This window comes from Streptomyces sp. NPDC002032 (genome assembly GCF_042890765.1).
Lineage (GTDB): Bacteria > Actinomycetota > Actinomycetes > Streptomycetales > Streptomycetaceae > Streptomyces.
Genome location: NZ_JBIASM010000009.1, coordinates 201,057 through 213,361 on the forward strand (window position 1 = coordinate 201,057; position 12,305 = coordinate 213,361).

The following is a 12,305-nucleotide window of genomic DNA, read 5'->3' on the forward strand; positions in this document are numbered from 1 at the left end:
CGCGCGGCACCCCCTGGGCCTCCCCTAGGCCTCCTCGTCGTCCGGCAGCGCCTCGGCGGGGTCGAAGGCCGCGTCGAGGGACTTCATCAGCCGGTCCCGTTCCACCTCGTCCAGCGGTACGGGGACCACGTCGCCCGCGTCGGTGAGCCGGCGGAAGCCGCCCCGGCGCTGGAGCCGCCCGCTGACCCGCACCGGGAGTCCGACCAGGTGGGCGTGGCCGGCGATGCGGTACGCCTCCTCGTCGAGCGCGGCCCGTACGTACGCGACCTCCGCGCCCGCCAGCACCCGCAGCCGGACGGTCCCGCCGCCGCCCGCGGCCTTGCGCCGCATCCGCACCACGGCCCCGGCGAGCCGGACGGGCACGGCGGGCTCCTCCCGGGTGTAGCGGGCGGCGGCCTCGCGCAGCACGGGCAGGTCGCCGGGCGAGAACTCCACCGGCTCGGGCCGCGCCGCGCACCCGGCGGGCACCCCGGCCGCCGGGGCCCAGGCCAGCACGATCCGGGCGCCCTCGGAACCCCGTACGAGGGCGATCAGCGCGTCGGCGAGCTCCCGGCTGACCCCGGCGGCGACGGCGGCGTCGAAGGCCTCCATCCCGCCGGTGGCGCGCTGGTAGTCCACCGCCTCCCGGGCCGCGTGCAGGGCGTGGTGCAGCCGGGCGACGGTGCCCCGGCCGCCGTCGACGGGGACGTAGGCGGTGAGCCGGCGTCCGCCCGGCGAGGGGCCGACCAGCACCCCGTCCAGGACCCGTTCGGCCTGGGCCCGGTGGCGGGCGCCGTAGTACCCGGCGCGGGCCCGGTCGGCGAGGGCTCCGGCGAGCAGCAGCCGGCGGGCCGCCGAGCGGAGCTGTTCCTGCACGGTCCAGGCGGCCTCGCCCTGGTAGCCGTAGGGGCCCTCGGGAATCTCCCGCTCCCAGCGGACCTCGTCGCTGGGGACGCTCAGCCCGAACAGCACCTCGCGCGCGGAGGGCAGTCCGCTGTGGGAGAGGGCGGTCACCGCCTCCTCCAGCAGGTCCGCGCAGTCGGGGAAGGCGCGGCTCTCCGGGACGAGGAGGCTGGTGCCCGCCCGGCCCGGCGGGGTCCAGCGCCCGTACCGGCCCGCCGCGCCGCCGCGCCGCTGCCAACCGTGCCGGCGGAGCAGGGCGCCGAGCACCTGCGGATCGACCTGCGCGGGATCGGGCGTGCCCGGGACGAACTCCGGGGACGGCAGCGGTTCGAGGTGCGGTGAGTTCCGGTTCATCAGGGTGTCCCTCCCGACCCGACCCGGGTCATGATCTCGCACAGCGCCCGGTCGTCGAAGATCCGCGACGTCGGTATCCGTACGGTGGTCCGGCGCCGGCCGGTCACGGGGTGTCCGGCGAGGTTGGTCCAGTAGCAGCAGTGCCGCAGGTCGAGCCGGTCGTGGCCGGCGCTCAGCCACTCCTCGCGCTCCCGCGGTACGAGCATCACGACGAGGATCTTGTGGACGGCGACCGGGGTGCGGGCCAGCTTCACCAGGTGCTCGTTGTCGAGGGTGAAGCCGAAGGTGGCGCCGGGCGGCCGGGGCGGCACCTGGTAGGTCGCCTTCAGCTGCACCTTGACGGTCACCTCGTCGTCGACGACGTGCTCCGGCGCGCCGTGGCTGACGTGCCAGTCGATGCCGTTGTCCGGAAAGGGCTGGGAGAGCGAGCAGCCGGCCGCGGCCGCGACGGCGTGCAGGTAGCCCACCTGGAGGGTCTCCATGCAGGCGGTGGTGGCGAGTGTGCCGCGCAGTGGTCCGGTCCGCGGACCGGGCGGTCCGTGCAGCAACCCGCCCGGTTCGGGCTGTGTGAGCGCCATGGCCGGCTCCCCATGCCTTCCGGGCTCTGCCGTGAGCGGATGCGGGGTGACGGCCGGTCATGCGTGCGGCCCCCCGCAGGAGTTGTCTCCGCACCCGGCTGCCCGCAAACGGCGTACGGGGCAAACGGCCCGGGTATCACCGATTCGGCAAGGTGGCACGCTCCGTGGCAGTAACGCCCCGGGTGCGCCCCATCTGCCGATCGGGGACGAGGAGTTCGCCATGACACGCTGGTATGAGGGCCCGCTGGCCGCATTCGACACGGAGACCACCGGGGTGGACGTCGAGCAGGACCGGATCGTGTCCGCCGCGCTCGTCGTGCAGGAATGTGCGGGCGGCCGGGTCCGCTCCACCCGCTGGCTGGTCAATCCCGGCATCCCGGTGCCCCCGGGAGCCACGGAAGTGCACGGCCTGACCGACGAGCACCTCCAGCGCCACGGCCGCTGGCCGGCGCCGGTGGTGGAGGAGATAGCCCGCGCGCTCGGTGAGCAGCAGGTGGCGGGCCGGCCGGTGGTGGTGATGAACGCGCCGTTCGACCTGACGCTGCTGGACCGGGAGTTGCGCCGGCACCGGGCGTCGACGCTGGCGCGGTACCTGGACAACCGGCCGCTGACGGTGCTGGATCCGCGGGTGCTGGACAAGCACCTGGACCGCTACCGCAAGGGCCGCCGGACGCTGACGGACCTGTGCGCGCACTACGGCATAGAGCTGGAGGGGGCGCACGAGGCCACGGCGGACGCGATGGCCTCGCTGGAGCTGGTCCGGGCCGTCGGGCGCAGGTTCGCGGCGCGGCTGGAGCGGCTGACCCCGGCGGAGCTGCACGCGCTCCAGGCCGTGTGGCACGCGGCCCAGGCGCGGGGGCTCCAGGCGTGGTTCACCCGGCAGGGCACTCCGGAGTCGGTGGATCCGCACTGGCCGCTGCGCCCGGAGGTGTCGCAGGCCGCGTAGCGGGCGGGATCCGGGGCCGAGCTCGGGGCCGGGTTCGGGCTCGGCCCGCGAGGTTCCGTACGCCCCGTACATGCGGAAGGCCGGTCCGTCATCAGACGGACCGGCCTGTCCCGGTGGGCGATACTGGGATCGAACCAGTGACCCCTTCGGTGTGAACGAAGTGCTCTCCCGCTGAGCTAATCGCCCGGGAACGGACTGAACAATACAAGAGCCTCCGGGTCTGTTCAAACCGCTTCCCGTCCGGCCGCCAGCCGGGCCGCGAGCCCGTGGTGTCCGGAGCACATCATCAGGGCGTGGTTGAGCCGCAGGAGCGGTCGTCCGGCGAGGCCGAACCGCCTCAGGAGGGGCGCCTTCACCTCGACCTCCTGCTCGTAGACGGCCCGCGCCCCGGAGCGCCGGGCCCCGCGCGCGCGTACGGTCCACCGCGCCCAGCCCTCCAGGTCGCCGCGCAGCGCCACTTCCAGGACCCCGCGCCGGGGGTCGCGGAGCAGATCGGTGAGGGTCACGTGGATCGCGTACGGGAGGACGGAGCGGATGAGGACGGCGCCGGTGTGCTCGTCGAGGACGTCGACGCGGCGGATCTGCGGCCACCAGTCGGGGTAGTGCCCGGGGTCCTCCAGCCGGGCGTAGACGAGGGCGGGCGGGGCGTCGAGGTCCCACACGCTGCGGAAACGGTAGTGCGTCCAGCGCGGCATCTCCCCAGTCTGGCCCGGCCGCGGGGGCCGCGTCCGGCGGTCCGGGAAACCGGTGCCCGGGGGTACTCAGCGCCGATCTGAGTACGGCCGCCCATGTCCTGAGGGGGTGACGGGCGCCACACTCCGGCCATGGACACCCCTCTCCCGCCCGCCGAAGAGCTGGCGCTCATCGACCGCGAGCTGCTGCAACTGGATGCCCGGCGGGCGTACTTGCTCACCCGTAGGGCGTGGCTGGTGGCACTGCTGTGGCAGCCGGGCCCGGCGGCCGGGGCGCCCGCACCGGCGGCGCGCGGCGGCGCGGGCCCGGCGGCCGGACCGGCGCCGAGCGCGCAGAACGTCCTGCTGACGCTGGGCGCGGTCCTGCTCGCCGTGGCCGCGCTGGCCTTCACCCTGGTGAGCTGGGGCTCCCTGGGCATCGGGGCCCGCGCGGCCGTGCTGGCCGCGCTGACCGCGGCGGCGGCGGCCGCGCCGGCGGTCCTGCTGGGGCGCGGGCTGCGGGCGACGGCCGAGGCGGTCGCGGGGCTCGGGCTGCTCCTGACGGCGCTCGACGCGTACGCCCTGCACGCGGTGGGGCTGCCGGGCACCGACGGCGGGGTGTACGCGGCGTGGGCCGCGGCGGTACTGGCCGCGCTGTGGGCGCTCTACGGGGCGGCGCCGGGCCGGCTGCGGCTGCCGGCGGTCGCGGCGGTGGCGGCGGCGCAACTGCCGTTGCCCCTGGCCGCGTTGGTGACGGGGGCGGGCCCACTGGAGTGCGGCTGGGCGCTGCTGGCGACGGCCGCGCTGGACGCCGCGCTGGCGGCCCTGGCGCGGCGGCGGGCGGTACGGGTGCCCGCGTGGGCGGCGGCGGGCGCGCTGGGCGGCTGCGCGCTGGCGCTGGGGCTGGCCCGGTCCCTCGGCGCGCCCGGGGGCGCGGGTGCGGCGGGCCTCCTGGCAGCGGGGGCACTGCTGGGCGTGGCGGTGGCCCGGCGCGAGCCGCGGGCTTCGGGGGCGGCGCTCGCGGGGGGCCTGGCGGGGGTGGCGGCGGCCGGGGCGCTGGTGCCGGCCGGGGCGGGCTCCGGGTGGGGGGTCGCGGTGCGGGTGGCGGCGGCGCTCGGGCTGCTGCTGGCGGCGGGACGGGGGACGGCCGCGCCGGGGCCGGTGCGCCGGGGGCTGCTGCGGGCCGGGGTGGCGGTGGCCCTGCCGGGGGCACTGGCGGGGCTGGCGGCGGTGGCGGTCGCGGCGGCGTCCCGGCTCGGGGTGCTGGGCGAGGTCTGGGCCGCGACGGCCCCGCGTCCGGCCGGGTACCTCCCGGGGCCGGCCCTGGCGGTGACGCTGCTGCTGGCGGCGGGGGCGCTCGCGGGGCAGGCCGGGGTGCTGCCGCGCGGGGGGTCGCGGATCGCGGCGGGGGTGTGCGCGGGGTCCGGGCTGTTCGTGGCGCCGGTCCTGCTGGGGCTGCCGGTGGCGGCGGTGCTCGGGGCGCAGCTGGCGGTGGTGGCGGCGGCCGGGGTGGTGGCGTTGCGGGCTTCCGCGCCCGCCGTGGCCCTGGCGGCCGGGGCCGGGGCGGCGGCCGGGGCCCTGAACGTGTCCCTGGCGGCGCTGGACGGCCGCCTGGCCACGTTCGCGGTGTTCGGGGTGCTGGGCGCCGGCTGCGCGCTGGGAGCCGCGTACGAGGGCGCCCAGCGGCCGGTACGGGGTGGCGGGGCGGTGCTCGCCGTCTGCTTCGCGGCGGCCACGGCGGTGGCGCTGGCGGCGCTGGCCGGGGCGGGCGCGCCATGGCGGGGGGTGGCGGTGCTGGCGGTCCCGGCGGCCGTGGTGGCACTCGGAGCGCGCCTGGATCCGGTACGGGTGCCCGCGGAGGCGGCCGCGGCGGGGAGCGGGCTGCTCGCGGTGGTCCTGGCGGCCGGGGACCCGCCGGTGCTGGCGCTGGTCCTGGCACTGGCCGGGGTGTGCTGCGCGGGGGCGGCGCTGCGGGCGGACCGGCGCGGGGCGGCGGGGGCGGCGGGGGCGCTGGCGGTCGCGGCGGCGTGGGTCCGGCTGGGCGCGTCGGGGGTGACGGCGCCGGAGGCGTACACCCTGCCGGTGTCGGCGCTCGCGCTCGCGGTGGGCCTGCTGCGGCGCCGCCGGGATCCGGGGGCCTCGTCCTGGGCCGCGTACGGTCCGGGGCTGGCGGCGACCCTGCTGCCCGGCCTGGGCGCCGCCTGGGTGGACTCCGGCTGGCCGCGCCCGCTGCTGCTGGGCCTGGCCGCGCTGGCCCTCACCCTGGCCGGGGCGCGCCACCGGCTGCGGGCGCCGCTGCTGCTGGGCGGCGCGACCCTGGCGGCGGTGGCCCTGCACGAGCTGGCCCCGTACTTGGTCCAGGCGGCCGGGGCGCTGCCGCGCTGGGTGCCGCCCGCGCTGGCGGGGCTGCTGCTGCTCGCGGTGGGGTCGACGTACGAGAAGCGGCTGCGCGACGCCCGCCGGCTGCGGGAGGCGCTCGGCCGGCTGCGGTGAGGGCCGGGGCGGGGAGCCCGGAGCGGGGAGCGGGTAGCGGGTACGACAGAGGCCCGGAGACTCTTGACGAGTCTCCGGGCCTCTGCTCCGGGTGGGCGATACTGGGTTCGAACCAGTGACCCCTTCGGTGTGAACGAAGTGCTCTCCCACTGAGCTAATCGCCCGGACGCACCGCAAACATTACCGCATGTCAGCGGTGCTCCATGACCATGCCCGGAGGGTCACTGGTCCTTCAGGTTCCAGGGCAGCGTCAGGCCGTACTTCCACAGGTAGAAGCCGATCAGCGCGCCCGCGATGACGAGGCCGACGCTGGTGAGGATGATGTTGCGGCGGCGCACCTTCGGGTCGAGGGCCTTCTGCGCGGCCTCGGTGACCTTGCGCTTGGTCCAGCGCAGGACGAGGTGGGCCCAGGCGAACTCGGTGGCCCAGATCGCCAGGCCCGCGAAGATCGCCACCCAGCCGGGGCCGGGCAGGACGAGCATGGCGATGCCGGCGGCGATGACGGCCAGGCCGACGACGAAGACGCCGACCTGCCAGCTCAGGTGCAGGCTGCGGTTGGCCTTGATGAAGGCGGGTGCCTTGGAGACGTGCGGAGTCTCTTCGGCGGCCGGTTCACTGGTGGCGGACTCGTTGGTTCCGCGGTCACTCCCCGTATTCATGGGCTCGAATCTACCGGAGCCGGAAGCACACGTGAATGCCGCTTTGGATCCGCCGTCCGAGGGACCCAGAGGTCCGCAAAACGGTCAGAGGGGTTTACAACGGCACCGTAGGTGGCATGTCGATTTCGCCGACGTGCGAATCCCCGAGCGCACACTGAGCGAAAGGCCCTGGCGCTTATGAACACCACGGTCAGCTGCGAGCTGCACCTGCGCCTCGTTGTGTCGAGCGAGTCCTCACTGCCTGTTCCCGCGGGCCTGCGGTATGACACGGCCGACCCCTACGCCGTGCACGCCACCTTCCACACCGGCGCCGAGGAGACGGTCGAATGGGTATTCGCCCGCGACCTCCTCGCTGAGGGCCTCCACCGGCCCACCGGTACCGGCGACGTCCGCGTCTGGCCGTCCCGCAGCCACGGTCAGGGCGTCGTGTGCATCGCCCTGAGCTCACCGGAGGGAGAAGCGCTGCTCGAAGCACCCGCCCGAGCACTCGAATCGTTCCTCAAGCGGACGGACGCCGCGGTCCCACCCGGGACCGAGCACCGGCACTTCGACCTCGACAAGGAGCTCTCCCACATCCTGGCCGAAAGCTGAGCCAGGCCTACAGCCGCTCGACACCGTCCGACTCGGGGCGACGGTGCGGGTCGGACAACCACATACGCGTTGCCGGCGCTGTTCTCGCGGGAGCCACCCGCGAGGACGGCGCCGGTCTGCTCGGGTGCCCGCCGGAGCGCAACCGCTAGAGTCGGCCCCCAGCGGCGGCAGCGGCCCGCCGCCGCAAGGCCGGCCTCCAGGGAGCGACCCCGTGCAGATCCCCCACGACACCCGTCGCGCGCTCGACGTCGTCGTCGCGCTGGTGAACACCGCGGCCGAGCCGGACCGGCCGGACGGGCTGTCCGACATCGGGGCGCTGCGCGGCTTCGTACGGGAATACGCCATCAGCGACGTCGGCGAGCTCGGCGCCCGCGACCTCGCGGGCGTGCGGACCGTGCGCAGCAAGTTCGCCCAGGTCTTCTCGGCACCGAACTCCCGCGCGGCCTCCGTGCTGATCAACGAGCTGGTCGCCACGGCCGGCACGACGCCGCAGCTCACCGACCACGACGGCTACGACTGGCACGTGCACTACTTCGCGCCGGGCGCCTCGGTGGGCGACCACCTGGCGGCGGACGGCGGCATGGCGCTGGCCTTCATCGTGGTCTCCGGCGAGCAGGAGCGGCTGCGCCGCTGCGAGGCCCCGGACTGCCGGCGCGCCTTCGTCGACCTCTCACGCAACCGCTCCCGGCGCTACTGCGACAGCCGCACCTGCGGGAACCGGCTGCACGTGGCCGCGTACCGGGCCCGGCGCAAGGAGGCCGGCGCGGAGGCCGACGCCTCAGAGCAGGTCTCAGAGCAGGTTTCAGAGCAGGTCTCAGAGCAGGTAGAGGTCGTGCACGGCGGCGAGCAGCAGTAGCGTTCCGATCACCCCCAGGAAGATCATCAGGGGTGGCTGGGAGAGGGCGAACAGGCAGCCGCGCCCCTCGGGGGCGAGCGGCGCCCGGGTGAGCGGGACCTCGGCGGCGGGAGCGGGAGCCCGGGGCTCGTCCTGCGATGTGTCGAGCATGTCGGGCCGATGATCGCGCGGCGCCCGCCCGGCCGTCCCCCAACACGCCATGACCGGCGCGGGAGTTCGTCCGTTCTCCGTCAGTTCAGGTGGTTTCCCGCCGCTTCTCCCCCGCGAGCGGCGCGCCGTCCGCTAGGGGGTGCCCGCCGAGGAGCTCGGCGGGTGCCGTCGCGGCCCGTCAGATGCCGTGCTTCTTGAGGATGGCCTCGATGTCGGAGAAGTCGTCGGCCGGGGGCGCGGAGGCCGCCGGCGCGGCGGCGCTCCGGCCGGATCCGGCATCGAGGGAGGGGTCGGAGGCGGCGGGGGCGACGGCCTCGCGGGCCGGGCCGCCGCGGGCCGCCCGCGCGGGCGCCGGCTCCTTGCCCAGGGCGCGGCGTTCCACGGCGCGGGTCGTCATGAAGAGCAGCCAGGCCAGGCCGAGCAGGCCGAAGCCGATCCAGACGGACGGCTTGAAGACCATCCCGGACACCCACGCCACGACGCCGGTCAGCACCAGCCCCACCGGCACCAGCGCGTAGGCCGCGATCCGCGTGGCGGCCAGGAACCGCCTGCGGTACGCGGTCAGCGCGGCGACGCCCAGGCCCGCCGCGGACACCGCGGCACATATGGTCTCGGCAAGCATGCGGTCCTCCGGCTCTGGGCGGATGGGCGATCTGTCCCTTCCATCCTGCACTGCCCGGTGCCGTCGGGGCCATGCCCTCGGCCCCGGCCGCGCCGATCTCCGGGACATCTCGGGGTCGGTCTCCTCCCCGGGGGGTCTGGGAGACTGTCCGCATGACCGATTCCGTGATCCTCGACGTCTGGTGCGAACTCCAGTGCCCGGACTGCCACAGCGCTCTGGACGACGTACGCGCCCTGCGGGCCCGCTACGGCGACCGGCTGGACATCCGGCTGCGGCACTTCCCGCTGGAGAAGCACAAGCACGCCTTCGCCGCCGCGCAGGCCGCCGAGGAGGCGGCCGAGCAGGGGCAGGCCTGGGCGTACACGGAGGCCGTTCTGGCCCGCACCGCCGAACTCGGCGAGCGCGGCGAGGCCGTACTGCTGGACGTGGCGCGTGAACTGGGCCTGGACGTCGAGGAGTTCGACACCGCCCTGATCGACGGGCGGCACATCCTGATCGTCGATGCCGACCAGGCCGAGGGCAAGGCCATCGGCGTGACCGGCACCCCGACCTATGTGATCGACGGCGAGCGCCTGGACGGCGGCAAGAGCCAGGAGGGCCTGCGCGCCCGCATCGAGGAGATCGCCGACCGGCTGCTCGGAGCCTGATTCCGGAGCCTGATTCCCCACGGCTCAGATCAGGTCCTTGGCGCAGTGCACGTCCGTCGTGACGTAGCCCAGGGACTCGTAGAGGCGCCGGGCCGGGGTGTTGTCGGCGAAGACGTGGAGGCCGAGGCGGCGGTGGCCCGCGGCCAGGGCCGTGCGCTCGGCGAGCAGCATCAGGCCGCGGCCGTGGCCCCGGCCCCGGTGCTCCCCGGCGACCTCGACGTCGAAGACGAAGGCGGCGCCCCCCTCCTGCGGATCCCGCGCGGCGAGCCACACCTGGCCGACCGGGACCCCGTCCGCCTCCAGGACGCGGAGGTACACCCCGGGGGTGTCCAGGCCCTGGGGGAGCTGCCGGGCGTGGTCGGTCCGGGACTTGGCGCGCGCGGCCGCAGGCGACATGCCGCGGGCGATCCAGCTGCGCTCGTAGCCCTCCACGGCGCGGGCCAGCCAGACCTCGTACTCGGCCGGCGTCATGGGGCGGCCGACGGCGCCCCCGGCGAGGGCGGGCGGCCCCGCCGGGAGTTCCTTGGCCATGGTGCGGCTGTGCTCGGTGTACCCGAGGGCTGCGGCGAGGCGCAGTCCGCCGGGCGAGTCCGCCGGGACGGTGATCCGTACCCGGCGGCAGCCCCAGCCGCGCAGCACCTCCTCGGCGGCGAGCGCCGCGACCGTGGCGCGGCCGCGGCGGCGGTCGCGCTCGTCGACGGCCAGATCGCGGATCTCCCCCACCGTCGGCCCGAAGGGGGTGTCGGCGGCGATCGTCAGCGCCCCCACCCGCCTGCTGTTGACACGGACCTCGTAGGGGCGCGAGCGGGCGCCGTCGTCGCTGTGCCGGAGCGGTCCGGAGGGCCGCAGGGTGGTGGTCACCCTTCGATTTCTACCCGCCGCACGGCGCCGTGGCTACGGGGTGCGCGCCAGGCGGGACTCTGCGGACGCCCCCTAGGGGTCGAGGTCCGATCCGGCGCGGTCGTCGAAGACGCGCATCGCTTCGGCGGTGACGGGGCCGGGGGCGGCGGAGAGGGCGCGGCCGTCGACGCGGTGGACGGCCTGCACGTCGCGCAGGGTGGAGGTGAGGAAGACCTCCTCGGCGTGCTCCAGCGCTTCGAAGGGCAGGTCGGTCTCCTTGGCGCCGGTCCATTCGACGGTCAGCGCCCGGGTGATGCCCGCGAGGCAGCCGGAGGCCACGGGCGGGGTGTGCAGTTCCCCGTCGAGGACGACGAAGACGTTGGAGCCGGTGCCCTCGCAGAGCTGCCCGACGGTGTTGGCGAAGAGGGCCTCGGAGGCGCCGGCGGCGTGCGCCCGGGCCAGGGCGACCACGTTCTCGGCGTACGAGGTGGTCTTCAGTCCGGTGAGCGCGGAGCGTTCGTTGCGGACCCAGGGGACGGTGATCACCGCGGTGGTGTCGGGCCGGCGGGCGGTCTCGCCGACGGCGACGACGAGGGTGGGACCGGCGTCGCCGCGGTCCGAGCCGAGCGGGGACGGGCCGCCGGTGTAGGTGATCCGCAGGCGGCCCAGCGGCACCGGGTTGGCTTCGAGGACGGCGGCGCAGGCGCGGCGCACCTCGTCCAGGTCGGGGTCGGGCAGGCCGAGGCCGCGGGCGGAGCGGGTGAGCCGGTCCAGGTGGCGGGTGAGCGCGAAGAGGGTGCCGTCCTTCGCCTTGAGCGTCTCGAAGACCCCGTCGCCCACGGTGAGCCCGTGGTCCAGCACGGACACCCTGGCGTCGTGTTCGTCCCGCAGTGTTCCGTCGAGCCAGATCCTCACCGTACGGTTCCTCCACTCAGGTCGCGGGCCCCGTGCGGGCCCTGTTCCGCGGTTCCGGAGGCCAGCGCCACCAGCCGCGCGGCCTTCAGTTCGGTCTCCGCCCATTCGCGGTCGGGGTCGGAGCCCCAGGTGATCCCGGCGCCGGTGCCGAAGCACAGGCGGGGGCCGGCGGGGGCCTCGCGGTCGATCCAGAAGGTGCGGATGCCCACGGCGAGGGCGGCGGTCCCCCGGTCGGCGTCGACCCAGCCGATGCCCCCGCAGTAGGGGCCGCGGGGGGCGGTCTCCAGCTCCTCGATGATCCGCAGGGCGGCGGACTTGGGGGCCCCCGTGACGGAGCCGGGCGGGAAGGTGGCGCGGAGCAGGTCGGCCCAGCCGGCGCCTTCGGCGAGCTCCCCGCTGACGGTGGAGACCAGGTGTACGAGGCCCGGGTGCTCCTCGACGGCGCACAGCTCGGGGACGGCGACGGAGCCGGTGGCGCAGACCCGTCCCAGGTCGTTGCGTACGAGGTCCACGATCATGACGTTCTCGGCGTGGTCCTTGGGCTGCAGGTCGGCGACCGTGCGGCCGGTTCCCTTGATGGGGCCGGATTCCAGGTGGCGGCCGGAGCGGCTGAGGTAGAGCTCGGGGGAGGCGGTGGCGATCTCCACGCCGTGCGCGGGAAGCCGAATCGTTCCTGCGTACGGGGCCGGGTTGCCGCGCGCGAGCAGGGCGGTGAGAGCGTCGACATCGGCCCGGGCCGGGTCGGGCAGCGGCGCGGACATCACGCGGCAGAGATTGGTCTGGTAGACCTCCCCGGCCGCGATGTACTCGCGGATCCGGCGCACGCCCGCGACGTACGCGGAGCGGTCGAGGGAGGAGGACCACTGGCCGGCGCCGGGACCCCGCCAGGCGCCGGGAACCGGCGCGGGGACGGGGTCGGGGCGTATGTCCCCGAAGCGCGCGCAGACGAGCCGGCCTTCGAAGTCTGCGGTCACCGCCCAGAACCCGGTGGAGTCGAGGGCCGAGGGGTCACCGGTGACGTCACGGAGGTCGGTCGCGAGGAGGCCGCCGAAGCGGGCCAGGGGAGGCAGGTCGTGCACGGCTGCGAGTCTATGACCGGTG

At 75.7% G+C, this 12,305-nt stretch carries 13 protein-coding genes, 2 tRNA genes and 1 pseudogene; 5 read left to right on the plus strand and 11 right to left on the minus strand.

The features are described 5' to 3' along the window. Positions 1-24 precede the first annotated feature (24 nt). Both ACFYYT_RS22195 and ACFYYT_RS22200 read right to left on the minus strand, forming a co-directional pair. Entirely contained in the window at positions 25-1,236 is a 1,212-nt protein-coding gene (locus tag ACFYYT_RS22195; protein ID WP_351821129.1) for a hypothetical protein, read from the minus strand. Further along, the gene (locus ACFYYT_RS22200; RefSeq protein WP_351821132.1) at positions 1,236-1,814 is read right to left on the minus strand and encodes a DUF4365 domain-containing protein; all 579 of its coding nucleotides are present in this window, start codon (positions 1,812-1,814) and stop codon (positions 1,236-1,238) included. Before ACFYYT_RS22200 ends, ACFYYT_RS22195 begins: the two co-directional genes overlap by 1 nt. 220 nt (positions 1,815-2,034) lie before the next feature. On the opposite strand from ACFYYT_RS22200, the gene ACFYYT_RS22205 reads away from it, so the two are divergent. Further along, on the plus strand, positions 2,035-2,760 hold the full coding sequence (locus ACFYYT_RS22205) for a 3'-5' exonuclease (RefSeq protein ID WP_351821134.1): 726 nt from the start codon (positions 2,035-2,037) through the stop codon (positions 2,758-2,760). Between the two features lie 114 nt (positions 2,761-2,874). Here the strand turns inward: ACFYYT_RS22205 and ACFYYT_RS22210 are convergent. Beyond that, positions 2,875-2,946: transfer RNA gene (locus ACFYYT_RS22210), tRNA-Val, on the minus strand. Positions 2,947-2,984: 38 nt separating this feature from the next. Then, on the minus strand, positions 2,985-3,455 hold the full coding sequence (locus ACFYYT_RS22215) for an SRPBCC family protein (protein ID WP_351821137.1): 471 nt from the start codon (positions 3,453-3,455) through the stop codon (positions 2,985-2,987). A 129-nt stretch (positions 3,456-3,584) separates the two neighbouring features. Between ACFYYT_RS22215 and ACFYYT_RS22220 the strand changes: the two genes are divergently transcribed. After that, positions 3,585-5,924: an SCO7613 C-terminal domain-containing membrane protein gene (locus ACFYYT_RS22220; protein WP_388608986.1), complete on the plus strand. Its 2,340-nt coding sequence runs from the start codon at positions 3,585-3,587 to the stop codon at positions 5,922-5,924. Positions 5,925-6,016: 92 nt separating this feature from the next. On the opposite strand, the gene ACFYYT_RS22225 is transcribed toward ACFYYT_RS22220, so the two are convergent. Next, a tRNA-Val gene (locus ACFYYT_RS22225) sits at positions 6,017-6,088 on the minus strand. A 57-nt stretch (positions 6,089-6,145) separates the two neighbouring features. After that, positions 6,146-6,583, minus strand: coding sequence for a TIGR02611 family protein (locus ACFYYT_RS22230; RefSeq protein ID WP_351824018.1), 438 nt, complete (start codon positions 6,581-6,583; stop codon positions 6,146-6,148). Positions 6,584-6,760: 177 nt separating this feature from the next. Here ACFYYT_RS22230 and ACFYYT_RS22235 point away from each other — a divergent pair, with 177 nt between their 5' ends. Then, complete coding sequence (locus tag ACFYYT_RS22235) at positions 6,761-7,174, plus strand: SsgA family sporulation/cell division regulator (RefSeq protein ID WP_030011909.1); 414 nt, start codon at positions 6,761-6,763, stop codon at positions 7,172-7,174. Between the two features lie 211 nt (positions 7,175-7,385). Continuing rightward, a pseudogene (locus ACFYYT_RS22240) lies at positions 7,386-7,940 on the plus strand (CGNR zinc finger domain-containing protein); the annotation flags it as partial. 48 nt (positions 7,941-7,988) lie between these two features. Here ACFYYT_RS22240 and ACFYYT_RS22245 read toward each other — a convergent pair. Next, positions 7,989-8,180, minus strand: a complete 192-nt coding sequence (locus ACFYYT_RS22245) for a hypothetical protein (protein ID WP_351824020.1) — start codon at positions 8,178-8,180, stop codon at positions 7,989-7,991. Positions 8,181-8,358: 178 nt separating this feature from the next. Beyond that, complete coding sequence (locus ACFYYT_RS22250; protein WP_351824023.1) at positions 8,359-8,802, minus strand: hypothetical protein; 444 nt, start codon at positions 8,800-8,802, stop codon at positions 8,359-8,361. A 152-nt stretch (positions 8,803-8,954) separates the two neighbouring features. Here ACFYYT_RS22250 and ACFYYT_RS22255 point away from each other — a divergent pair, with 152 nt between their 5' ends. Continuing rightward, positions 8,955-9,449 (plus strand): DsbA family protein, encoded by a 495-nt coding sequence (locus tag ACFYYT_RS22255; RefSeq protein WP_351824025.1) that lies wholly within the window; start codon positions 8,955-8,957, stop codon positions 9,447-9,449. Between the two features lie 24 nt (positions 9,450-9,473). Here the strand turns inward: ACFYYT_RS22255 and ACFYYT_RS22260 are convergent, their stop codons facing one another. The 3 genes from ACFYYT_RS22260 to ACFYYT_RS22270 form a co-directional block, all read right to left on the minus strand. Beyond that, positions 9,474-10,310 (minus strand): GNAT family N-acetyltransferase, encoded by an 837-nt coding sequence (locus ACFYYT_RS22260; protein ID WP_351824028.1) that lies wholly within the window; start codon positions 10,308-10,310, stop codon positions 9,474-9,476. A 72-nt stretch (positions 10,311-10,382) separates the two neighbouring features. Beyond that, entirely contained in the window at positions 10,383-11,204 is an 822-nt protein-coding gene (locus ACFYYT_RS22265) for an aminodeoxychorismate lyase (protein WP_351824031.1), read from the minus strand. Continuing rightward, positions 11,201-12,283 (minus strand): chorismate-binding protein, encoded by a 1,083-nt coding sequence (locus ACFYYT_RS22270; protein WP_351824034.1) that lies wholly within the window; start codon positions 12,281-12,283, stop codon positions 11,201-11,203. Before ACFYYT_RS22270 ends, ACFYYT_RS22265 begins: the two co-directional genes overlap by 4 nt. Positions 12,284-12,305 lie beyond the last annotated feature (22 nt).

Bases quoted from the DNA above. Each gene is read 5' to 3' on its own strand.
- ACFYYT_RS22250 (WP_351824023.1), bottom strand. From the start codon at position 8,802: ATGCTTGCCGAGACCATATGTGCCGCGGTGTCCGCGGCGGGCCTGGGC.
- ACFYYT_RS22215 (WP_351821137.1), bottom strand. From the start codon at position 3,455: ATGCCGCGCTGGACGCACTACCGTTTCCGCAGCGTGTGGGACCTCGAC.
- ACFYYT_RS22200 (WP_351821132.1), bottom strand. From the start codon at position 1,814: ATGGCGCTCACACAGCCCGAACCGGGCGGGTTGCTGCACGGACCGCCC.
- ACFYYT_RS22220 (WP_388608986.1), top strand. From the start codon at position 3,585: ATGGACACCCCTCTCCCGCCCGCCGAAGAGCTGGCGCTCATCGACCGC.
- ACFYYT_RS22255 (WP_351824025.1), top strand. From the start codon at position 8,955: ATGACCGATTCCGTGATCCTCGACGTCTGGTGCGAACTCCAGTGCCCG.
- ACFYYT_RS22195 (WP_351821129.1), bottom strand. From the start codon at position 1,236: ATGAACCGGAACTCACCGCACCTCGAACCGCTGCCGTCCCCGGAGTTC.
- ACFYYT_RS22230 (WP_351824018.1), bottom strand. From the start codon at position 6,583: ATGAATACGGGGAGTGACCGCGGAACCAACGAGTCCGCCACCAGTGAA.
- ACFYYT_RS22235 (WP_030011909.1), top strand. From the start codon at position 6,761: ATGAACACCACGGTCAGCTGCGAGCTGCACCTGCGCCTCGTTGTGTCG.
- ACFYYT_RS22245 (WP_351824020.1), bottom strand. From the start codon at position 8,180: ATGCTCGACACATCGCAGGACGAGCCCCGGGCTCCCGCTCCCGCCGCC.
- ACFYYT_RS22205 (WP_351821134.1), top strand. From the start codon at position 2,035: ATGACACGCTGGTATGAGGGCCCGCTGGCCGCATTCGACACGGAGACC.